This is a genomic window from Flavobacterium sp. NRK1 (genome assembly GCF_024054175.1).
GTDB lineage: Bacteria > Bacteroidota > Bacteroidia > Flavobacteriales > Flavobacteriaceae > Flavobacterium.
The window spans coordinates 1,694,639-1,717,665 of record NZ_JAMXLA010000001.1 but is presented as its reverse complement, the minus strand read 5'-3'; the positions used below and the strand labels follow the sequence as shown (position 1 = coordinate 1,717,665).

The 23,027-nt window shown below is 37.1% G+C and carries 22 protein-coding genes; 10 read left to right on the top strand and 12 right to left on the bottom strand.

Features of this window, described 5'->3' with window-relative positions; genetic code table 11:
* Nucleotides 1-2: 2 nt before the first annotated feature.
* A complete protein-coding gene (locus NHE85_RS07840; protein WP_252811365.1) occupies nucleotides 3-620 on the bottom strand; it encodes a thioredoxin family protein in 618 nt (205 codons plus the stop codon).
* 100 nt (nucleotides 621-720) lie between these two features.
* Here NHE85_RS07840 and NHE85_RS07835 point away from each other — a divergent pair, with 100 nt between their 5' ends.
* The 4 genes from NHE85_RS07835 (at nucleotide 721) to NHE85_RS07820 (ending at nucleotide 5,499) form a co-directional block, all read left to right on the top strand.
* Entirely contained in the window at nucleotides 721-1,515 is a 795-nt protein-coding gene (locus NHE85_RS07835) for a patatin-like phospholipase family protein (protein WP_252811362.1), read from the top strand.
* 105 nt (nucleotides 1,516-1,620) lie between these two features.
* Complete coding sequence (pyrH, locus tag NHE85_RS07830; RefSeq protein WP_252811360.1) at nucleotides 1,621-2,328, top strand: UMP kinase; 708 nt, start codon at nucleotides 1,621-1,623, stop codon at nucleotides 2,326-2,328.
* Between the two features lie 23 nt (nucleotides 2,329-2,351).
* Nucleotides 2,352-2,912, top strand: a complete 561-nt coding sequence (frr, locus tag NHE85_RS07825) for a ribosome recycling factor (RefSeq protein ID WP_252811357.1) — start codon at nucleotides 2,352-2,354, stop codon at nucleotides 2,910-2,912.
* 91 nt (nucleotides 2,913-3,003) lie between these two features.
* Nucleotides 3,004-5,499 carry a DUF5686 family protein gene (locus NHE85_RS07820; RefSeq protein WP_252811355.1) on the top strand — a complete coding sequence of 832 codons (2,496 nt, stop codon included), beginning with the start codon at nucleotides 3,004-3,006 and terminating at the stop codon, nucleotides 5,497-5,499.
* A gap of 39 nt (nucleotides 5,500-5,538) precedes the next feature.
* Here NHE85_RS07820 and NHE85_RS07815 read toward each other — a convergent pair whose 3' ends face one another.
* Nucleotides 5,539-5,865, bottom strand: coding sequence for a multidrug efflux SMR transporter (locus tag NHE85_RS07815; protein ID WP_252811353.1), 327 nt, complete (start codon nucleotides 5,863-5,865; stop codon nucleotides 5,539-5,541).
* Between the two features lie 206 nt (nucleotides 5,866-6,071).
* Between NHE85_RS07815 and asnS the strand changes: the two genes are divergently transcribed.
* The 3 genes from asnS to NHE85_RS07800 all read left to right on the top strand — a co-directional run bounded on the left by asnS (nucleotide 6,072) and on the right by NHE85_RS07800 (nucleotide 9,846).
* Nucleotides 6,072-7,505: an asparagine--tRNA ligase gene (asnS, locus tag NHE85_RS07810; RefSeq protein ID WP_252811351.1), complete on the top strand. Its 1,434-nt coding sequence runs from the start codon at nucleotides 6,072-6,074 to the stop codon at nucleotides 7,503-7,505.
* Nucleotides 7,506-7,758: 253 nt separating this feature from the next.
* Nucleotides 7,759-9,225 carry an RNA polymerase factor sigma-54 gene (gene rpoN, locus NHE85_RS07805; protein ID WP_252811349.1) on the top strand — a complete coding sequence of 489 codons (1,467 nt, stop codon included), beginning with the start codon at nucleotides 7,759-7,761 and terminating at the stop codon, nucleotides 9,223-9,225.
* Between the two features lie 6 nt (nucleotides 9,226-9,231).
* Complete coding sequence (locus NHE85_RS07800; RefSeq protein WP_252811347.1) at nucleotides 9,232-9,846, top strand: hypothetical protein; 615 nt, start codon at nucleotides 9,232-9,234, stop codon at nucleotides 9,844-9,846.
* 38 nt (nucleotides 9,847-9,884) lie between these two features.
* On the opposite strand, the gene NHE85_RS07795 is transcribed toward NHE85_RS07800, so the two are convergent.
* The 6 genes from NHE85_RS07795 to NHE85_RS07770 all read right to left on the bottom strand — a co-directional run bounded on the left by NHE85_RS07795 (nucleotide 9,885) and on the right by NHE85_RS07770 (nucleotide 15,090).
* A complete protein-coding gene (locus NHE85_RS07795) occupies nucleotides 9,885-10,613 on the bottom strand; it encodes a porin family protein (RefSeq protein ID WP_252811346.1) in 729 nt (242 codons plus the stop codon).
* A 152-nt stretch (nucleotides 10,614-10,765) separates the two neighbouring features.
* Complete coding sequence (locus NHE85_RS07790; RefSeq protein WP_252811345.1) at nucleotides 10,766-11,506, bottom strand: SDR family oxidoreductase; 741 nt, start codon at nucleotides 11,504-11,506, stop codon at nucleotides 10,766-10,768.
* A gap of 21 nt (nucleotides 11,507-11,527) precedes the next feature.
* On the bottom strand, nucleotides 11,528-12,775 hold the full coding sequence (fabF, locus tag NHE85_RS07785; protein ID WP_252811344.1) for a beta-ketoacyl-ACP synthase II: 1,248 nt from the start codon (nucleotides 12,773-12,775) through the stop codon (nucleotides 11,528-11,530).
* 8 nt (nucleotides 12,776-12,783) lie between these two features.
* Nucleotides 12,784-13,221 (bottom strand): PaaI family thioesterase, encoded by a 438-nt coding sequence (locus tag NHE85_RS07780; protein WP_252811343.1) that lies wholly within the window; start codon nucleotides 13,219-13,221, stop codon nucleotides 12,784-12,786.
* 4 nt (nucleotides 13,222-13,225) lie between these two features.
* Nucleotides 13,226-14,404 carry an acetyl-CoA C-acyltransferase gene (locus NHE85_RS07775; RefSeq protein ID WP_252811342.1) on the bottom strand — a complete coding sequence of 393 codons (1,179 nt, stop codon included), beginning with the start codon at nucleotides 14,402-14,404 and terminating at the stop codon, nucleotides 13,226-13,228.
* Between the two features lie 95 nt (nucleotides 14,405-14,499).
* Nucleotides 14,500-15,090, bottom strand: a complete 591-nt coding sequence (locus NHE85_RS07770; protein ID WP_252811340.1) for a TetR/AcrR family transcriptional regulator — start codon at nucleotides 15,088-15,090, stop codon at nucleotides 14,500-14,502.
* A gap of 181 nt (nucleotides 15,091-15,271) precedes the next feature.
* On the opposite strand from NHE85_RS07770, the gene NHE85_RS07765 reads away from it, so the two are divergent.
* Both NHE85_RS07765 and NHE85_RS07760 read left to right on the top strand, forming a co-directional pair.
* Nucleotides 15,272-15,586, top strand: coding sequence for an HPF/RaiA family ribosome-associated protein (locus NHE85_RS07765; protein WP_252811337.1), 315 nt, complete (start codon nucleotides 15,272-15,274; stop codon nucleotides 15,584-15,586).
* Between the two features lie 124 nt (nucleotides 15,587-15,710).
* Entirely contained in the window at nucleotides 15,711-16,814 is a 1,104-nt protein-coding gene (locus NHE85_RS07760; protein WP_252811335.1) for a DNA alkylation repair protein, read from the top strand.
* A 98-nt stretch (nucleotides 16,815-16,912) separates the two neighbouring features.
* Here the strand turns inward: NHE85_RS07760 and NHE85_RS07755 are convergent, their stop codons facing one another.
* Genes NHE85_RS07755 through NHE85_RS07740 form a run of 4 tightly spaced genes read right to left on the bottom strand, consistent with a single transcriptional unit; the run spans nucleotide 16,913 to nucleotide 21,909 of the window.
* Nucleotides 16,913-18,583: a sodium/sugar symporter gene (locus NHE85_RS07755; protein WP_252811333.1), complete on the bottom strand. Its 1,671-nt coding sequence runs from the start codon at nucleotides 18,581-18,583 to the stop codon at nucleotides 16,913-16,915.
* A gap of 22 nt (nucleotides 18,584-18,605) precedes the next feature.
* Nucleotides 18,606-19,658, bottom strand: a complete 1,053-nt coding sequence (locus tag NHE85_RS07750; protein ID WP_252811331.1) for a UDP-glucose--hexose-1-phosphate uridylyltransferase — start codon at nucleotides 19,656-19,658, stop codon at nucleotides 18,606-18,608.
* A 1-nt stretch (nucleotide 19,659) separates the two neighbouring features.
* Nucleotides 19,660-20,829, bottom strand: a complete 1,170-nt coding sequence (gene galK / locus NHE85_RS07745; RefSeq protein ID WP_252811329.1) for a galactokinase — start codon at nucleotides 20,827-20,829, stop codon at nucleotides 19,660-19,662.
* Between the two features lie 24 nt (nucleotides 20,830-20,853).
* Nucleotides 20,854-21,909, bottom strand: a complete 1,056-nt coding sequence (locus tag NHE85_RS07740) for an aldose epimerase family protein (protein ID WP_252811327.1) — start codon at nucleotides 21,907-21,909, stop codon at nucleotides 20,854-20,856.
* A gap of 99 nt (nucleotides 21,910-22,008) precedes the next feature.
* Here NHE85_RS07740 and NHE85_RS07735 point away from each other — a divergent pair, with 99 nt between their 5' ends.
* The gene (locus tag NHE85_RS07735) at nucleotides 22,009-23,007 is read left to right on the top strand and encodes a GntR family transcriptional regulator (protein ID WP_252811325.1); all 999 of its coding nucleotides are present in this window, start codon (nucleotides 22,009-22,011) and stop codon (nucleotides 23,005-23,007) included.
* Nucleotides 23,008-23,027: the final 20 nt, after the last annotated feature.

The window sequence follows — 23,027 nt, the reverse complement described above, 5'->3', positions numbered from 1 at the left end:
AATTACATATTTTCAGAATTTTCCAGTAACAATAGAATCTCTTCCATAGTACTTAAACCTTTATCATGCAAGTACCATTTTTGCAGTTCCTCTTTGGCTCCAGCAGTTACAGCTCCATATTTTTCTTTATTATCCATAATAAGCCTGGCTGCGTCGTGAGGCCTCGGACCCCAACTGCCTCTTGCTATATGAGTATCTTTTTCTATCAGTACCAGCTTAGGTATAGAGCGGGCACCGTTAGTTAGATAATCATTCATAAGTTCATCATTTTCATCACGAAGTACGATTTTCATATCCAGCTTATCAGTCTCGGCCGCCATTTTATTAATAACCGGTACTATTTGTGCTGCATCGCCACACCATCCTTCCGAAATTACTAAAAGCGTGTGTCCTTTTTTTAGATTTCTAAGCTTTTGTTTTATTTCTTCAGGAATAATGATGGTCTTATCTAAACGGTTCATCCGCACTTCATTTAATGTGCTATAATGAGTAAGATCTTCGCTTTGTGTATTACCTGTAGAAAGACCTTCTTTAAGCAATGCTGTTACGTGCTCCCTGTATTGTTTATATGAGTAGCTTTTATTTAAGCTATTTTCAATTAATGATGTTGTCACGTTCATATCTTTCAATTTTTTATGTAAAATTAATATAACTTTTGACACATCAAAAAAAAGACCATTCAATAAAAAACTGTAATTTAGTCAGGTAAATTACTATAAAATGAAAATTGATGGCGGTACAATTGGGCTGGTGCTTTCGGGCGGAGGTTCAAAAGGGATAGCCCACGCGGGCGTTTTAAAATACTTTGATGAGATAGGCCTCTCACCCTCTCATATAGCAGGCACAAGTTCGGGAGCCATAGTGTCTTCTTTATATGCCTGGGGAAAGCAACCAGAGGAAATACTGGACTTTTTTAAATCTATTTATTTTTTCCACTGGAAACACTTTACATTTCGTAAAGCGGGCTTCATAGATTCTGAAGCTTTTCGTGATTATTTTACATCGGTTTTTAAAAATGCTACAATTGGCGATATGCCTTATAAAATGCACCTTACAGCAACAGACTTAGTTTCCGGCAAATTGAAAATTTTTAGCGCCGAAACAAAAATTGCCGATGCTGTACTGGCTTCATCAGCATTTCCGGGTATAATATCTCCTTATGAAATTGACGGAAGGCTATATAGTGACGGAGGAATTATAAACCACTTCCCTACCGATATTTTACAGGGACGTTGTGATAATCTTATAGGTATTTATGTAAGCCCAATTCAGAAAATTGATGCCGGAGACCTGCGTACCATACGCTCAGTTACCACACGCGCATACGATTTGCTTTCTGCCAACACCAACATGCAAAAATTCACCCTATGTGACTGGGTTATAGCACCTGACGAATTGGCATTATATAGTACTTTTGAAACCAATAAAGCAAAAATGGATGAGATTTTTAACATAGGATATGAAGCCGCTAAAAAGTCGTATGAAGAATTAATACCAATAGAATCTCATTCGTAATAAATTTGCATTACTATTTATAAGTTATAACACGGGCTGCCTCCCGAAATTTGTATTTCAGGAAAAACATTTATTACTATATTTGCACCAGTCAAAATTTACCCTATGAAATATAAAAGAATCCTGTTAAAGCTGAGCGGCGAAGCCCTTATGGGCGACAGGCAGTATGGCATTGACCCTAAAAGGCTTGCCGAATATGCAGCTGAAATTAAACAAATACATGATAAAGGTGTGCAAATTGCCGTTGTAATAGGCGGAGGCAACATTTTTAGAGGTGTATCCGGTGCCAGCAATGGTATGGACAGGGTTCAGGGAGATTATATGGGCATGCTTGCTACCGTAATAAACGGTATGGCTTTACAGGGTGCCCTTGAAGATGCAGGTATGCAGACCCGTTTGCAGACAGCATTAAAAATTGAGGCAATTGCTGAACCTTATATCAAGAGAAGGGCTGTACGCCACCTTGAAAAAGGACGAATTGTAATATTTGGTGCAGGAACAGGTAATCCATATTTTACTACAGATACTGCTGCTGTACTTAGAGGTGTAGAAGTTCATGCTGATGTTATACTTAAAGGTACACGCGTTGATGGTATTTACACAGCCGATCCTGAAAAAGACCCTGCTGCGGTAAAATATGACACTCTTACATTTAATGATGTTCTTAAAAAAGGACTTAATGTAATGGATACTACTGCCTTTACCCTTAGCCAGGAAAATGAACTGCCTATTATTGTTTTTGACATGAATAAAGAAGGCAACCTAATGAAAGTTTGTGAAGGCGAACTGGTAGGAACTACTGTAAATGTTTAATTTTTTAGAATAAGAATTACACCATGGAAGAAATTGAATTTATTTTAGATACGGCAAAAGAATCAATGAACGGCTCTATTGCCCACCTTGAAAAAGAATTCCTTAATATACGTGCCGGTAAGGCAACACCTGCCATGCTTGGCGGCGTGTTTGTAGATTATTACGGATCTCAGACACCACTTTCACAGGTTGCAAACATTAATGTACCTGATGCAAGAACAATAACAGTACAACCTTGGGAAAAAAGCATGCTTCAGCCTATTGAAAAAGCTATTATGATAGCAAATTTAGGTTTTAACCCAATGAATAACGGCGACAATATTATTATAAGCGTGCCTCCTCTTACCGAAGAGCGAAGAAGAGACCTGGTGAAACAGGCAAAATCTGAAGCTGAAGATGCAAAAATAGGGATTAGAAATGCACGTAAAGATGCTAATAACGATATTAAAAAACTTGAAAAAGAAGGAGTATCTGAAGATGCATGTAAAAGCGCAGAAGAAGATGTGCAGGAACTTACCAATAGTTTTATAAAGAAGATTGACGATCTGCTGGCTGTTAAAGAAGCTGAGATAATGAAAGTATAATGAAATCCGCCCACTGTGGCGGATTTTTTTATAATCATACTATCTTTGCCGTAACAAATTTACTGTTGCTTCGTTTAGCTATAAAGACTACATGAGAATCCTTACGTTTTTGCTTTTTTTTATTTCCCTGGCCGGCCAGGCACAGTCTGCCATTACGGGTATAGTAAAAGACAGCGAAACGCAGGAAATTTTACCCTTTGCAACAATTTATCAGCAAAACGGGAAAAGCATAATTGCCGATTTAGACGGCAAATTTGTACTGGAACATGCTAAAATGCATGAAATATTTACCGTTGCCTACATAGGCTACCAACAACGCTCGTTTAAAATTACGCCCGGAAGAATATTTTATTCGGTCGCTTTAGAGGCTAAGCCCGAACAGCTTAATGAGCTGGTTATAAATAACGAAAACCCCGTAATTGGCATTATAAAACGAGCCATCAGAGGCAGGATAATCAATGACCCCCAGCAAAAGCTAAGCAGTTTTTCTTATAAGACATATGAGCGCCTTATTGTTACTGCCAATCCTGATTCTATTAACGGAACACTGGATTCTATTTACAGCTATGAAAAAGCAGGAAGAATCTTCAAAAAAATAGATTCTACGGATTATAAATTCAAAAAGCTGCTTGAAAAAAGGCATCTTTATCAAACCGAAAAAGTATCTGAATTTTTATATAACCGTGAACAGGGACTTAAAGAGAATGTGCTTGCTACACGCATGGCGGGATTTAAGCAGCCCCTTTATGAAATAATTGGTTTGAAAATCCAGTCTTATTCTGTATACAGAGACAAGATAGATATACTGGAAACAAAATATGAAGGCCCGCTTGCCTTTGATGCCTTAAAGGAATATCATTACAAAATACTTGATACTGTATCTATAGATAACCGTGATGTATATATGATTCATTTTTTTCCTAAAAAAGAAAAAAAGAAAAAGAAACTTGAAGGGGTTATTTATATAGACACTAAAAATTACGGTATAGCAAAGGCCGTTTTTAGGGTTAAAAACGTACTGGATATTACCTCTACCCACTTTTTTAGCTATGAAAAAGAAAAACATTTATGGTTTCCTGATAAGAAAACGCTTAAAATAGTTAAGGGCAATAATAAACAGGATATAAAAATACTTGGAGAAACCATTAAGTTTGATGCAGAAGGTACGGGCAAACGCAAACGCGACACAGAACCATCGGATCTTGTATATGTGTATTCTGAATCGAGCAATTTTGACAAAAAATTTGATATTCCGGTTGTTATAAAACGTGCCGGTGTAGCTATAGACATAACAAGTGATGCCATAAACAGGCCCGAAAGCTACTGGAATAGATTTAGGCCTGATACGCTTGATGACCGAAGCATGACTACTTATACTGTTATGGACAGTATTGTAGCTCAGGAAAACTGGGAAGAAATTATTATAAAAGGCAGAAGGGTTATAAATGGCTATTTGCCAGTAGGCCCTTTTGATATTGATCTGCAAAAAATAATACGTTATAATAATTACGAGGGCTTTAGGGTTGGTGCCGGTTTTGTAACCAACAATAAATTTGCCGAAACCTTCAGGCTTAGCGGCTATGGTGCTTATGGTACAAAAGACGGAATTTTTAAATACGGAATGGGAGCCGCTGTACGCGTAGGCAACTTTTCCAATTCGTGGATAGGGGTATCTTATGCAGATGATATTAGCGAAATTGCAAGTACATCTTTTGCTACGGATAAAAAAACCTTTAAAATTTACGACCCGCGCTTATTAAACCTTCTAACGTTTTATAATTACCAAACCTACCAGGCTTACATTCAAACCAAAATAATACCGAAGAGTGAAAGCTTCTGGCAGTTATCACGCAGCCGGATAGATCCTAAATTCAGCTACATCTATACACCGGAAGATAAATCCTACAGGCTATTTTATCTTACTACACTTACGGGAGCCATACAGTGGAACCCTTTCAGTGATTATATGCAGACACCAAACGGAAGGATCGAGACCGAAAAACGTTTCCCTAAATTTGCTTTTCAGTATACACAGTCAATTGCTAATGTACTGGACAGCGATCTCACATTTAGCAAACTGGATGCAAGGGCAGAATTTGAAAAAAAATATCTTAACGGGCAAAAAACTTCAGGACTGGTGCAGGCCGGGGTTGCACTGGGCAACACTCCCTTAACTCATTTGTATAGTACCTCGCCAAATAATCTTGACAAAGATGGCATACTGGCACGTATTACTTTTGCAGGTAAAAACGGTTTTGAAACCATGTATTTTAATGAATTCTTTTCAAGCCAATACATGATGGGGCAGCTAAAGCATGCTTTTAGAAAGTTTACCCTGTCGGGAAAATTTAAAATGGCTCCGGTATTAGTAACACGTGCCGCATGGGGCAACATGCACGATAAAAACGACCACATTGGCGTGGATTTTAAGACTATGGAAAAAGGCTATTATGAAAGCGGCGTTGAACTGAATGAAATTTTCAGTATTGTGGGTATTTCTGCCTTTTACCGCTACGGCCCTTATCATCTTGAACAATTTGACAGAAACATCTCAGTAAAAATATCGTTTGTACTGAACTTATTTTAGCTATTTTTCCTCACCCAATCTCTCTTACAAGAAGCTAAACTAATGCGATACAAACTTAAGCCCTATTATAGAAGCTATAAGTGTAGTTAAAAAGAATAACCTCCAAAAATCGGAAGGTTCTTTAAAAACAAATATTCCTACCAGTACTGTACCAACCGCTCCTACCCCTGTCCATACAGCATAAGCCGTACCTATAGGCAGCGTTTGCGTAGCTTTATATAACAATATCATACTAATGGTAAGGCATACAAAAAAACCTCCCATCCAGTAATTAGAAGTAATTCCGGTAGTCTCTTTCGCTTTACCCAGGCATGAAGCAAATCCTACCTCAAATAATCCTGCGATAACAAGTAATATCCAGTTCATAATAAAAATATTTCGCTGCAAAGATAAGCTTTACCATGCAGGCCTTATAATATTTGACTTATGCTGTAATAAATTTATGTAAATTGGTATAATTCATAGTAAAAATGCATATTACCTTTTTATGCTTTTTACTACATTTGCAGGCATTTGTATCCTGCGGCTAAAAACAGGGAACATTACAGTAAAACAAGTTTAAATTTTTAAAAATGAAGCACACAAAAGTTAAAGACCTGCTAAACAGCACGAAGCCTGTTGATGATGTATTAGTAAAAGGATGGGTAAGAACTTTTAGAAATAATCAGTTTATAGCACTGAATGATGGCTCCATTATACACAATATACAGTGCGTAGTAGATTTTGAAAATACGCCTGCCGACACACTAAAACGCATTACAACCGGTGCTGCTGTAGCTATTAAGGGAGACCTTGTAGAAAGCAAAGGTGCAGGACAAAAATATGAAGTTCAGGTAAAAAACCTTGAAATACTTGGCGACAGCGATGCTGAAAAGTTTCCTATGCAGCCAAAAAAACACTCATTGGAGTTTTTACGTGAAAATGCCCACCTTCGTGTGCGTACCAATGTATTTGGTGCGGTAATGAGGGTACGTTCGGTTCTGTCATTTGCAATTCACCAGTATTTTCAGGAAAAAGGCTTTGTATATGTAAACACACCTATTATTACCGGAAGTGATGCCGAAGGTGCAGGTGAAATGTTTCAGGTAACATCATTCCCATTAAACAATGCTCCTTTAAACGAAGAGGGTAATATAGATTATAAACAGGATTTTTTCGGTAAAGAAACAAACCTTACTGTATCCGGACAGCTTGAAGCAGAAACATTTGCAATGGCATTAGGCCAGGTATATACTTTTGGTCCAACTTTCCGCGCAGAAAACTCCAATACTTCACGCCACCTTGCCGAATTCTGGATGGTAGAGCCTGAGGTTGCCTTTAATGATCTGGATGCCAACATGGATCTGGCAGAAGATTTTATTCAGTATGTTATAAAATATACGCTTGATAAATGTGAGGATGATCTTAAATTCCTGGATCAGCGGCTTACAGATGAAGAAAAACAAAAACCACAGGCAGAGCGCAGCGAAATGAGCCTGTTAAACAAACTTCAGTTTGTATTAGAAAATAATTTTAAGCGTGTAAGCTACACAGAAGCTATTGATATTCTTAAAAACTCTAAACCAAATAAGAACAAGAAATTTAATTATATTATTGAAGAGTGGGGAGCCGACCTGCAAAGTGAGCATGAGCGTTACCTTGTAGAAAAACACTTTAAATCTCCGGTAATATTATTTGATTACCCTGCTAACATTAAAGCTTTCTACATGAGGCTTAATGATGACAATAAAACCGTTCGTGCTATGGATATCCTTTTCCCAGGCATTGGTGAAATTGTAGGCGGTTCGCAAAGGGAAGAACGTTTAGATGTTCTTCAGCAAAAAATTACCGAACTTGGTATAGACGAAAAAGAACTTTGGTGGTATCTTGATACCCGTCGTTTTGGTACTGCAGTACACAGCGGTTTTGGACTTGGTTTTGAACGACTTGTATTATTTGTAACGGGTATGACAAACATCCGTGATGTAATACCTTTCCCAAGAACACCGCAAAACGCAGAATTTTAATCTTAGCATTGAGATTTGATATAATAGAATTGAGAAGCCTTACAGTAATGTGAGGCTTTTTTATTATTCAGGTTTTTTAAATCAAACTTTACACATATACAGGTTTTTAACCCTTTACATAGAATAAAAAACAACCTGCGCATTCCACAAAAATTATACCCTGATTCTATTAGTATTAATTTTATCAAAAAAGGTGCATTTTTTAATCACCCTTTTTTGTAACTTTATACTGTAAAAATGACTGTGTTTACTTATGCTTAAGCAGAACTTACAATTAAAATTATCCCAAAAATTATCGCCGCAGCAAATTCAGCTGATGAAGCTGATACAACTGCCTACGCAAGCATTTGAACAACGCCTTAAAGAAGAAATGGTTGAAAACCCTGCACTGGAAACAGGGAAGGAAGATGAATATGAAAAAGACGAGTTTGATACAAGCGAGGATTTTGATGATTTTGATGACTACGATAATGAAAGGATTGATGCCGACGAGATTAATATTGACGAGTATTTAAGCGACGACGAGATTCCCGGATATAAAACGCAGTCCAATAATTATAGTGATGACGACGAAGACCGTACCATGCCTTTTGCTGCCCCTGTTAGTTTTCATCAAAACCTGATAGAGCAACTTAATACTTTTATACTTACAGACGAAGAGCGCGATATTGCCGAATTTTTGGTAGGAAGTATAGATGACATGGGCTATATCCGCCGCAATATCTCCGATATAGTTGATGATATGGCTTTTACTCAGGGCATTTATACTGACGAGAAGACCGTTGAGCGCATACTGCATATTATTCATGAACTTGAACCTGCCGGTGTTGGCGCCCGCGATTTGCAGGAATGCCTGTTATTGCAGCTTAAACATAAAACACCTACCAGTGCTGTAGATCTTGCTATAGATATACTTGAAAACCAGTTTGATGCTTTTACCAAAAAGCATTATGACAAACTGCTCCAAAAATATGATATTTCACAAGATCAGCTTCGTGCGGCTATAGATGAAATAGAAAGGCTTAATCCAAAACCGGGCGGTGCCTATGAAAGCAGCTCTAAAGCAGTAGAGCATGTTGTGCCTGATTTTTCAATCCGTATTATTGATGGTGAACTTGAACTTTCGCTAAACGGAAGGAATGCACCTGAACTGCATGTATCAAAAGACTATCAGGAAATGCTGCAAAGCTATAAAGACAGCCGCGAGAAAAGCAATGCCCAAAAAGACGCCGTACAGTTTATAAAGCAGAAACTGGATTCTGCAAAATGGTTCATAGATGCTATAAGACAGCGTCAGGAAACCCTTTTTGTTACTATGAATGCTATTATGCATTACCAGGAAGAATATTTTCTTGATGGTGATGAAGCAAAGCTGAAGCCAATGATTCTTAAAGATATTGCCGATATGGTAGGTCTTGATATTTCTACAGTTTCACGTGTTGCAAATAGTAAATATGTAGAAACACCTTATGGCACTAAGCTAATTAAAGAATTTTTCTCTGAAGCCATGAAGAATGATCAGGGTGAAGATGTATCTACAATAGAAATTAAAAAAATACTGCAAACGGTTATAGAAGAAGAAGACAAGCGCAAACCTCTGCCTGACGATAAACTAGCTGATATATTAAAAGAAAAAGGTTATCCTATTGCCCGAAGAACCATAGCAAAATATCGTGAACAGCTGGATATTCCTGTAGCCAGGATGAGGAAGAAAATATAAGCCGGCATGAAAAAATTTCTTGCCATATTCTCTTATATATTTCATCCGATATTTATTCCGGTATATGCCACGATATTTTATTTTCTTGTAGCCAATAGTTTTTTTTATAAGCACGAAATCTACCTTGCCTTTATACAGGTATTAATACTAACGGTATTATTGCCAATGTCTGTTTTTTATTTACTTCGGTCATTAGGTAAAATGAAGTCTAAAATTCCCAATGCAAAAGAACAAAGGCTGCCACTTGCTATATATGCAATTCTATTATTAATACTTATAAAATACAGTTTATCTATAGTAGTCATTCCTGAACTGTATTATTACTTTACCGGCACACTTATAAGCGTTGTAATTACTTTAGCTTTAGTTATATCAGGTTTTAATGCCAGCCTGCACACCATGGCGGTTTCATCTTTTATCGTTTTTGTAATCGGTATTTCGGTATATTACCATATTTCTTTTATTAACCTTATTGCTTTTCTTGTACTTTGCGGCGGTATTGTAGCATCATCACGGCTGCAGACAAAAGTACACTCCATGAGTGAAATTATATTGGGCACATTACTGGGAATTGTTCCACAGGTTGCATTATGGTTTATATGGCTGTTGCCTTCACTTTAAATTAGCCTATTTTATCAATAACGGTCTAAATTGATGTGTCAGAGAATGTAAAAAATAAGACCAAAATTAAGAGCGTTTAATTTTAACTTTTGGTCGCTGTCAACTATGGGTGCATTATTATATATAGGTGTAAAACCATAGTAAGCATAAAAGTTCCAGGTATTCCATCCTGCGGAGATATAAGCGCCATAAACAAAATCGTTAAGGTTTGCGTCATTCTTAACTTTTATCTTTATACCACTTTCAGGCTGGTATTGGGCTTTATCGGCAAATAAGTAACTTATTTTAAAACCCAGATATACCCTCCAGAATTTATGACTAATAGAGTCACTATTCCTCCAGCGAAGTTCAATAGGTAATTCAAGATAATGCAGCACAAGTTTGTTTTTATCAAAACTGCCTTCTGCAACTGGCTGGTAACTGTTTACACTATTTTCTATAGGCTGTACTATAAAATTATGCTTTATATTATTATAAGAGTAGCCAAGGCCGGCAGCAATTGCATAAGTACGCCTTTTGTTTATGGGCATGTCTCTTAAAAAGCCTGCTGTAATACCCGTAGAAAAAGAGTACTGAGAATATAAACCGGGCTTACCCTGCATTAAATTATAAGAAAGAGATGCATAAAACTGATCTTCTCTGTATTTAGAATCGGCAATGGGAGCGACACTGTCTTTCACAATAGTATCGCGCACTTTAGATTCAAAAATCTGTGCCGTTGCCGTGAACGACAATAAACAAAGTAAAAACAATAAAGGCAGCCTCATATACGTGATTCTTGTCTTACAAAGATGCAAAAGTTTGAGCAATAGTTTAAGCCCGGCCAACAAAATTTTAAGAATAAACAAACAGTCCCACGATAATGCGGGACTGTTTTAAGAATAGATGTATATAGAAACGGCAAAAATGCCGGAATGTTTTAGGCAAGGCCATTCATTATCAATAAGGCTTTTTCAGGATCTTCATTATTAAGGTTATAAATAATATCTGTATCTCCAGTACGTATTTCCAGCCTGTCAGTTTTAAAAGCATCAATAAGATCATCAACCAGAACTGATGGTGCTATACCATTTTCGCCACCTATTTCCGCAGACAATTCTGTATTAACCAATGGAGGCATAAGTTCAAAAACTTTTACAGATGTATCTTTAAGCGCAAGTCGTAACGATTTTGTATATGAATGCAATGCTGCTTTACTCGCTCCGTAAGTTGGCAGGTGCTGTGTAGGTACAAAAGCCACAACAGATGATACATTAATTACAGCCGATTCTTTTTGATGCTGCAGTAATGGCAATAGTTTTTCTGTAAGGCGTATTACCGAAAGATAATTAGTAAGCATCTCATCTTCTGCTTTTTCATAGGCACCGTTTGCCGCACTTAAATTGTGTATTATAGCACGCCCTGCATTGTTTACCAGTATATTTAAATCGGGAAATTCTGTTGTAATTCGGCTTACAAGAGATTTTACATCTTCAGAATTACTAACATCAAACGGTATTGCAGTTACATTACCCAATTCGGCAGCCGCTTTATGTAACCTTTCTTTATCCCTTCCGGTAATTATTACTTTATTGCCAAGTTTTGTAAACTGACGCGCCATTTCTAACCCTATGCCGGCACTACCGCCGGTTATTAAAATTGTATTTCCTGTTGTTTTCATTTGTCCAGATATATGTATTTATTAATTTACTTTTTTAAATATTGATGTTGCCGTATGCCCTCCGAAACCAAAAGTGTTATTGAGTACATAATTTACCGGCCTTTTTTCGAGAGTATTCAATACCAAATGCAAACCCTGAGGTATAGCAGCATCCGGATTTTCTACATTTATTGTTGGAGGTATAATGTCATTTTTTAATGCCAGCACACTTATTATACTTTCTACTGCACCCGCTGCCCCCAGCAAGTGCCCGGTCATAGATTTAGTAGCACTTATAGCTACATCTATACCTTTAAAAACAGTATCAATTGCAGTTAGCTCACTAAGGTCTCCTATGTGGGTAGAAGTAGCATGCGCATTTATATAATCAATATCATGAGGGTTTAAACCTGCATCTTTTAATGCTTTTTGCATACCTAGTGCAGCACCAAGCCCATCGGCAGGGGTACCCGTTAAATGATAAGCATCTGCAGCCATTCCTCCGCCTACCATCTCGGCATAAATAGCAGCACCACGTGCAACTGCATAGTCCCAGTCTTCAAGTATTAATGCTCCTGCACCTTCTCCAGCTACAAAACCATCCCTGTCTGCATCAAAAGGACGTGATGCCGTTTCAGGACTGTCATTACGCTTAGATAATGCCTGAGATGCATTAAAGCCACCTATAGATGCGGGAGTTAAAGCCGCTTCACTACCCCCTGCTATCATAATTTTAGCCTTCCCCAGCCTTATGGTATCAAATGCAGAAATAATGGCTGTGTTAGATGAAGCACATGCAGAAACTGTTGCATAATTAGGCCCATGTAACCCATAGCGTATAGATAGTACGCCTGCTGCGATATCAACTATCATTTTTGGTATAAAAAACGGATTAAATCGTGGTGTTCCGTCTCCCGAGTAAAATTCTTTAAGCTGTTCTTCAAATGTGCCTATCCCACCATTACCCGATGCCCAAATAACACCTACCTCAAACCGCTCCTCCTGTGGCATAGCTGCAAAGTCAAGTTTAGCATCTTTTATTGCTTCATCTGCAGCAGCAATAGCATATTGCGTAAACAGATCATACTTGCGGGCTTCTTTTTTTTCTACATATTGCTCTATATCAAAATCTTTCACTTCGTGAGCAAAATGAGTTTTGAATTTTGATGTGTCAAATTTGGTTATAGGTCCTGCCCCGCTTTTACCTGCAATTATATTATTCCAAAATTCGGTTACGGAATTGCCTAACGGAGTTATTGCCCCAAGGCCGGTTACTGCTACTCTTTTCATATACAGGATTATTTCTTTATTTCAGTTTTAATAAGGTTGGTGTACCCTTTAGCTATAAGTCTGCTTCGATCGCTATTCCATATATCGCATTGTGCATTTACAATCTGCCTGCCTTTTTTAATAATGGTTGTTTGGGCAAATATTATATCACCTTTGCGTGCCGATGATAAATAATCTACCGCAAGATTAACCGATACGTAGAAGTAAGGTTCACCATATGATATGAGTGTTGCCCCTATAGCATCATCTATTATTGCGGCAGTAACCCCACCGTGAAGTGTACCAAAAGGATTGGTCATTTCTTTACGAATAGTATATTCAAAAACAATGCTGCCTTCATTTACCTCTACCATTACCGGTTTTAGCCAGCTCATAAAAGGAGAAGGAGAATCGGTTACCTGTTTGCCGATACGGCTCTTTAAGAATTCTGATGCGTCTGAAAACATATAATTATTTTTGAAGATTTTCTATTACTATTGCCGATGCTCCACCGCCACCATTACATATTGCTGCAACACCATACCTGCCACCTTCCTGTGCCAGTACCGATGTTAGTGTAGCAATAATTCTTGCCCCGGATGCCCCAATAGGATGCCCCATTGCAACTCCGCCTCCGTAAACATTTATCTTGTCGGGAGCAATACCCAGTATTTCACGGTTAGCAAGTATTACAGCCGAATATGCTTCATTAATTTCAAAATAATCAATATCATCCTTAGAAAGTCCTGCTTGCTGTAATGCTTTTGGTATAGCTATAGAAGGAGAAGTTGTAAACCATTCCGGAGCCTGAGCAGCATCTGCATAGCCAATTATTTTAGCCAGTGGCGTAAGATTATATTTTTCCAGTGCTTCGGCAGAAACAAGCAGTAAAGCAGCAGCTCCGTCATTAAGGTTACTGGCATTGGCTGCAGTTATGGTTCCTCCTTCTTCAAAAGATGGTTTAAGTGCTGGAACCTTTTCGGCAATCAGTTTATTTACATCTTCATCCTGAGTTATGGTAACAACACCTGCTTTTTGTTTTACATCAACTGGTATAATTTCTTTTGTAAATTTTCCGTCAGCAAAGGCTTTAGCAGCCCTGCTGTAAGACTGTAGTGCATATGCATCCTGTTCTTCACGGGTTATATTGTATTTGCGCACAGTTATTTCGGCAGCATTTCCCATATGAAAATCATTATACACATCGGTAAGGCCATCTTTTAAAAGGCCATCGGTAACAATTCCATGTCCCATTTTATTACCTATACGCTGATTGATATAATGTGGCACATTACTCATACTTTCCATACCACCTGCAACAACAACGTTATCTATACCTAACTGAATTTGCTGTGCACCAAGCATTACTGCTTTCATACCCGAAGCGCATACTTTATTAACTGTAGTAGCATCTGTATGATCGTCTATGCCAGCAAATTTTGCAGCCTGCCTTGCCGGCGACTGGCCCAGATTAGCAGACAATACATTGCCCATATATACTGAATCAATTTCAGTTGCAGGAACAGCACTCTCTTTCAATACATTTTCTATAGCTATTTTGCCAAGCTCTGTAGCCGAAAACCCCGAAAGGCTCCCTAAAAAACCACCAATAGGTGTTCTTTTCGCAGAAACTATAAATACATCTTTCATATTTTTATATATTTTATACCAATCGGTATATTTTAATCCAAAAAAAATATCACTCATAATCAATATACCAATAGGTATATTTTTTAATAAAAAATTTAAGTGGCTATATCCGTTATCATCTTTTCAGCCTGTTTTACTGCGGCTTTAAGTCCATGCATTTTTCCTGTAACCTTTGCAAGCATAATACCTCCTTCAATAAGTGCTATAAAAGCACCTGCAAAATCTTTGGCATTAGTACCCTGCTTTATCTGCCCGTTATTAATCCCTTCCTTTACAATGCCTTCAATGTTTGCATACCATTTTTCAATAGCCGATACTGCTTTAGCACGCAGCTTGCCGTGTGTATCATCAGATTCAATAGCTGTATTAAGTACAGGGCATCCGCCATGTAATATTGGAAAATTATTAAAATCTAAAAATACAGTAAGGTACACTTTAAGCTTATCTATAGTATGATGCTTGGCAGCCATTTTTGTTTTGACAATAGAAGAAACTTTAGCAAAATTATAATCGAAGGCAGCCAGAGCAACCTCATCTTTATTTTCAAAATTGCCATATATACTCCCTTTAGTCAGGCCAGTAGCTTCTGTAATATCATTAATAGAAGTCCCGGCATAACCTTTCATATTAAAAATAGGTGCCGTTTTTTCAATTATGTACTGTCTTGTTTTTTCTGCCTTACTCATTATTCCTTTTCGTATTTCACTTTACAAAATTATACCAATTGGTATATTAATCAAAGTAAATGTCAATATATTTTTTCTATAGTATTATAATCAAACAATTATTAATCTTATTATAATACACTTCATAATCCAGAAAATTAAGCGTAACTTTACTATAAAGAAAACAATAAAAACAACAACTATGCAAATACAGTTCAGCATTGATTGCGCCGATAATGGCCATGAAAGGATAGAAAATTACTTTACAACAGTAATACAGGAAAGCTTAAAACGATTTGATGATAAAATAACCACTATAAAGGTTCATGTAGCAGATGAAAACGGAGCAAAAACCGGACCCGACGACAAGCGTTGTACTATTGAAGCGCATCCTGAAGGACTTAAACCTATAGCTGCTACAAACCATGCCGACACCGTAGAAAAAGCCATTAAAGGTGCCACGGATAAACTTAAAAATGCTTTAGACCATACTTATGGTAAATTACAGAGCCATTAAAATTACCGAAAAATAGTTTATATAGAAAACCCTTTAGCATAACAACTAAAGGGTTCTTTTTTTTCAGAGCAAGTATTAAAGCCTACTTTAAATAAAGTAAATTTGTGCTTTAAATACAGCAAAAATGAGCGCCCTTAAAAATTTATATTCTCCTTCTTTTTACAACAGATTATCGGCTATACTTACAGAATCTATTCCCGGTTTTGATAAGGCAGAATTTATAAGACTAATAAATTCAGATGGTTTTGAAAATAAAGAACTAAAAGAAAGAATGCGCCATACTGCTATTGTGCTGCATCATTTTATGCCAAAGGATTTTGCCCTAGCTGTAGATGCATTACAAACCATAATAGAAAATGCAAGGCAGGCCAATTTTGGAGAAGACGGACTAGCTAGTATGTTTCTACCCGATTATATAGAAGTATATGGCCTTGATCATTATGATGATGCTATAAAAGCGCTTGAATATGTTACCCAATATACAAGCTGCGAGTTTGCCGTTCGCCCATTCCTGATAAAATATCCCGATCAGATGATGAAACAAATGCAGGCCTGGTCGCTACACGATAATTACAAAGTGCGCCGTTTTGCCAGCGAAGGCGCCCGGCCAAGATTACCCTGGGCTATGGCGATACCTCATCTAAAAAAAGATCCGTCGGCGGTATTGCCTATACTGGAAAATCTAAAGAATGATCCCTCTGAATTTGTGCGCCGCAGCGTTGCTAATAACATTAATGATATTGCAAAAGACCACCCTGATGTGGTTATTGATATTGCAAAAAAATGGAAAGGCTACAATACCTTAACAGATGCTATTGTTAAACATGGCAGCCGTACCTTATTGAAACAGGGACATGCAGAAATATTAAAAATATACGGACTTGATGCCATACATATTGAATTTTCAGATTTTGAAATAATTACGCCTGTGGTAAAAATGGGCGACAGTGTAACGTTTACTTTTGGCATAAAAAACATAAGCCTGCAACCGCAAACCGTACGATTAGAATATGGAATGTATTACATGAAAGCCAAAGGGCAACTTGCTAAAAAAGTATTTAAAATAAGTGAAAAAACATACCAGCCTGGGGAGCAAGCTGTCATAACTAGAAACCAGTCATTTAAAGCTATAACAACACGAGTATTCTATCCGGGCGAGCATCAATTGTCAATTATTATAAACGGTCAGGAAAAAGAGCCTGTTTTAAGTTTTAATCTGGCCTTATAATTCTATAGCTTAATTTATAAAATACGGCATTCTGAAAACAAAAACCCCTTAAGCATTGCTGCAAAAAGGGTTTTCTATTACATGAAGCTAACAAAATTCTACCAGAAGAAAGTGTAAAGCGCTGCAATAACAGCAGTAACTATAAGTGCGCCAACAGTAAAGCCCGGTGACACCTTAAACATTGAAGTATCTACTTCCAGACCATTAGGAGAAACTCCTTTACGGCTTTCTTTAACACTTATAAAGAACATACCAGTAACACATATAAGGAATACAAAGCCCATTCTGTCTATAAACGGTATTTCATAAATGCCTTCTGCATTAGGCACAGCAAATCCCCAGTCATAAAGGAAAGAAAGATCCATAAAGCCAGGAAGGAATTTAAAGAATACCGAGAAAGCAAATCCGCCGATCATTCCGAACAAAGCGGCATTTGATGTTGTTTTTTTCCAAAAGAAGCCAAGAATAAACATGGCAAAGATACCCGGACTTAAAAAGCCTGTAAACTCCTGTATAAACTGAAAGCCTCCTTTTTTATCTATACCCATAAACGGCGCTATAAGTATAGCTATAACCATAGCTGCTAAAACAGTTATTTTACCCACTTTAACCAGTTTTTGTTCACTGGCTCCAACGTTTAGTTTTTGCTTATAAATATCAAGCGTAAATATGGTTGCTATACTGTTTGCTTTTCCTGCAAGCGATGCTACAATTGCGGCAGTAAGTGCCGCAAAAGATAATCCTTTTAATCCTGCCGGCAGTAAGTTAAGCAGTACCGGATAAGCACGGTCAGGATTTAATTCTCCACCCTGAAGCATCTCTGTTTGAAAACCACCCTGCTGATGTAATACATAAGCAGCAATGCCCGGTAATACAACTATAATTGGCATTAGTAATTTAAGGAATGATGCAAACAGAATACCGCCACGTGCTGTTTTAAGATCGGCACCAAGAGCACGCTGTGTTATATATTGGTTACATCCCCAATAGTTAAGATTAATAATAATCATACCCCCTATAAGAACTGAAAGCCCGGGAAGATCGGCATAATTAGAGTTTGTTTTATCAAATATCATTTCAAAGTGATCGCCGGCATGAGTGGTCATTAAATTAAAACCATCTACTATACCCGAACCACCAAACTGATCGGCTACAAGGTTAAGCGCAAGATAGGTTGTTGCAAGCCCTCCTAATATCAGGAAAAATACCTGTATAACATCTGTATACCCTATAACCTTCATACCACCAAGAGTAATCATGATAGAGAAAAACGCAAGGAATACCATACAAAGGTTAAGATCGAACCCTGAGATACTGCTAATTGCCAAAGCCCCTAAATATAATATTGACGTAAGATTTACAACTACATACAGCAATAGCCAGAAAACAGCCATGATCATTGCTACTGTACCATTATACCTGCGGTTTAAAAACTGCGGCATTGTAAATATTTTATTTTTAAGATATACCGGAATAAAGAAAACAGCTACTACAATAAGCGATACTGCTGCCATCCATTCATAAGTAGCAATGGCAAGTCCCATTTTAAAGCCACTCCCGCTCATACCAATAAATTGTTCGGCGCTAATATTACTGGCAATAAGCGATGCTCCAATAGCCCACCATGTTAATGAACCTTCGGCTAAAAAATAATCATTACTGCTTGTACTCTCTTTCTTTTTCCTGTTGTATATCCAAAACCCGTACCCTACAATAAGAACAAAGTAGAATAAGAAAACGATATAGTCAGCGGTAGATAATGCTTTCATAATTTCATGTGTGTGAATTCAGTTATATAGTTTTTTGCTTGTAATGTATTTCAGGGAGATTCCTTAAAATTTCGGCACTTTTTTCAGGAGATATATCCCTCTGCGCCTCTGCCATCATTTCATATCCTACCATAAATTTCTTTACAGAAGCCGAACGAAGTAATGGCGGGTAAAAATGCATATGGAAATGCCATTCATGATGCGGCTTTCCATCGGTAGGTTTTTGGTGTATTCCGGAAGAATATGGGAAAGAGGTTTCAAAAAGGTTGTCATATTTTACGGTAATCCTTTTTAATATTTCGGCAAATGCCAGCGTTTCTTCCGCTGTCATTTCAGTAATAGCTCCAAAATGCCTTTTGCTTATAATCATTGTTTCATAAGGCCAGGTAGCCCAAAAAGGAACTACAACTGCAAAATGCTCATTTTCGACTACAATTCGCTCTTTTTTAGTAAGCTCTTCTGCGAGATAATCTGCAAGCAGGCTTTTACCGTTTTTTTCGTAGTAATCTAACAAATTTGCCTGTGTTTTTTCAACAAGCGTAGGTAATGATGACTGCGCCCATATTTGCCCATGCGGGTGCGGATTGCTGCATCCCATTACACTACCTTTATTTTCAAAAATCTGTACGTGGTTTATAAAGTCTTTACTACCAAGTTCTGTGTACTGTTCTTTCCAGGTTTCTACCACCTTAACCAATGCGCTTATTTCCATTTCAGGAATGGTAAGGTCATGCCTTGGCGAAAAACAAATTACTTTGTTTATACCCCTTTCCGGCTTAAGCTGAAATAAAGAACTACTGTTCTCTTGCGTTGAAACTTCATCTGTAAGCAAGGAAGGGAAATCGTTATTAAAAACAAAAATATCGGTATATTCATCATTCCTCACACCATTAGAACGGATGTTGCCGGCACACAAATAACATTCAGGATCATAAGCTGGCAATGCAGTATTTGAGGCAGCTTCCTTTTGCCCCTGCCACGGTCTTTTAGACCTGTGTGGCGATACCAGCACCCATTCTCCTGTTAAAGGATTATAGCGCCTGTGCGGATGCTCATTATTATCAAATTGCTGCATATTATCTTTTGTAAAGGCTTGTGCCTTTTGAAATTTTAATTTTATACGCTTTCATGGTAATGCCAAATTTGGCTTTATATTCGGCTTTAATGCGTTCTATAATACTATTTTCACTTCCCTTTTTTACAAGATTGATAGAACAGCCGCCAAAACCGCCACCCATCATTCGCGAACCAAGTACATTTTCATCCTGTCTTACAGCATCTACTAAAAAGTCAATCTCATCGCAGCTTACTTCATATTCTTTACTTAGTCCTTCATGGGTTGCAAACATAAGCGCTCCTAATTTATTAAAATCTGAAGCTTCAAGTGCTTCTACTGCATCAAGTACCCTTTGTATTTCCTGAACCACAAAATGGCAGCGTTTGTATATGGTTTCTCCCAATTTTTCACGAAGTGCCAATACCTGCTCTTCGTTACAATCACGAAATGTTTTAATACCCGGATAAGCTTCTTTAAGTATGGCTAATCCCTGCTCGACTTCTTGACGGCGGGTATTATAACCGGATGTAAGATGGGTGTGTTTTACATTGCTGTCAAGCAATAATAGCGAATATTCTTTAAAGTCAGCTTTATGATATTCATATTCCAGTGAATTACAATCCAGTTTTATTACGCTGTTCTTTTTACCAAAAACACTGGCAAATTGATCCATTATACCGCAGTTAACCCCAACAAATGTATGTTCTGATTTTTGTCCGATAAGTGCAATATCTTCTTTGCTCAGGCCAATATCAAACATATAATTAAATACATAACCAACACCACATTCAAGTGCTGCCGATGATGATAAGCCCGCGCCCATGGGTATAGTGCTGCTAAAAACAACATTTATACCTTTAAGATTGCTGGTGCGCTCTTTTAATTGATATAAAACACCCAAAATATAATTAGCCCACATAATATCTGTAGGCTTTAAATCGTCATTTAAATCAAATGAATACGTTTCGTTAAGGTCTTTTGCAATAAATGTACATTGAGAAGTACCTGATTCTGAAACTGCAAAACAAATATATTTGTTAATCGCAGCCGGCAATACAAAGCCATCGTTATAATCTACATGTTCCCCAATAACATTTATTCTGCCCGGAGACAAAAAAATATGTTGGGGTCCTGTTTTAAACGATTCTTTAAAATAATCTGTTACTCCTTTTACTAATTTCTTTTTCATTATAATATTTACCTAAAGGGTATTTTATAGCTCCTCAAATTTCCACATAGTCTTTTGTATATATTGTTCTCCTTTACGTAAAATCGCAGAAGGAAAATTATCATGATTTGGTGCATCAGGATAATTTTGTGTTTCAAAACAAATTCCGCTATGCGGATGATAAGCCGCGCCATCTTTACCTGTAATCCTGTCAAAACAATTACCTCCTACATAAATATGTACCGAAGGCTGATCTGTAAATACAGTCATTTTAAGTCCGGTCTTTTCACTAAAAAGTGTGGCTGCCGGTTGCTCCATAGATGAAAGCACAAACGAATTATCTATTTTGCCCGGACAAGCCACAGGCGTTTTAAAATCAAATCCTTTTTCGCTGGTTTCAATATATTTTCCGGTCGGTATGCCATCGTTGGTAATATCTATTAATGTTGCACTGTTTACCATAAGTTGCTGACTTAAAACATCATGTTTATGTCCGTCAAGATTAAAGTAACTATGCTGTGTAAGGTTTATAACAGTATCTTCACTGCTTTCAGCATTATATTCTATTACAATTTCATTATCAGGTGTAAGTGTATATTTCACTTCTGTTTTAAGCTCACCCGGAAAATGCTCCTCTCCGTCAGGACTTGTATAAGAAAATACTATAGCAGCACTATCTCCCTCCTGAATTATTTCTTTAACACTCCACACTACATTGCAAAATCCTGATTTACCCCCATGTAATGTGTTATTTCCAAGATTTTTATTCAGTTTAAATTGCTGTCCATCAATGGCAAATTGCCCATTAGCAATACGCCCGGCATATCTGCCTATAACAGCCCCAAAATAAGGTGGACTTGGCAGATTATATGATTCTACATAACTCTCAAGCGTATCAAACCCCAAAACCACATCGGTCTTTTCTCCATTCTTACCTGTAACAATTAACGAAGTTATTGCAGCTCCATAATTTATAAAACTAACTTCCAATCCTTTACCATTAGAAAGTGTGTAAGAGTAAACCTCAGTGCCATTTTGTAGGGTGCCAAATAATTTCGCAATACTATTACCCGAAAAATGTGAAATATGATTTTTTTCCATTATTTTTTTATAGAATCATCGCCAAAAATAAAAGTTAATGCCAATGCATCATACCGGTACCTACCAGTTTTTGTATATTAGCCACCAGTTTACATTATTATGAAAATAATTACTATTGACAATAAGCTAAGCTTACCGAAGTATAAACAGATCATACTGTCTATAGAAACAGGCATTGCAGAAAAGCGGCTTAAAAAAGGCGATAAGCTGCCTTCCGTTAATAAGGTAGCGCTTGAATTTTCACTATCCAGAGATACTGTATTAATGGCATATGACGAGCTCAAGAAAAGAGGGATAATATATGCCAGGCTTGGAAAGGGATATTATATAAAGAGTGAGGAATTTAGTTTTGAACAGCGCATATTTTTGCTGTTTGATGAATTTAATTCATTTAAGGAAGATCTCTATAATTCGTTTATTGAAACCATGGATAACAGAGCTCAGGTAGATATTTTTTTTCACTACTTCAGTATTGATGTATTTAAAAAACTAATCAATGAAAATAATGGTGATTACACCAAGTATATTATTATGCCCACTACACTTAATGGTGCGGCAGACAGTATAAAAACCCTGCCTAAAAATGATGTATATATATTAGATCAAACTAATTCTGAACTTAAAAACTACCCTTCGGTACATCAAAACTTTATAAAAAATATTTATGATGGCCTTACCGTAGGCATAGAAAAACTAAAAAAGTACAAAAAGCTCATACTCATTTTCCCGGCATTTAAACAACCACCAGGCATTGCAGAAGGCTTTACAAATTTTTGTATCAACAACGGCTATAAACATGCTATTATTTCCGATTTTGAAAACCGTACACTAACATCCGGTGAAGTATATGTAATACCTAACGACCGTCATTTAGTTAGCGTTATTGAACAGGCTAAAGCTCAAAATTTCACTATAGGAAAAGATATCGGCATTATATCCTATAATGATACTCCATTAAAAAAGGTTGTAAGTAATGGCATTACAACCATTTCTACAGATTTTATGGAAATGGGACGTTTGCTTGCCGAAATGATCATTCATCAGGATAAAAGACAGATTGAAAATAAAAGCAAGCTTATTGAAAGAGGCTCACTTTAAAAAAGGAACTCCGGAATATA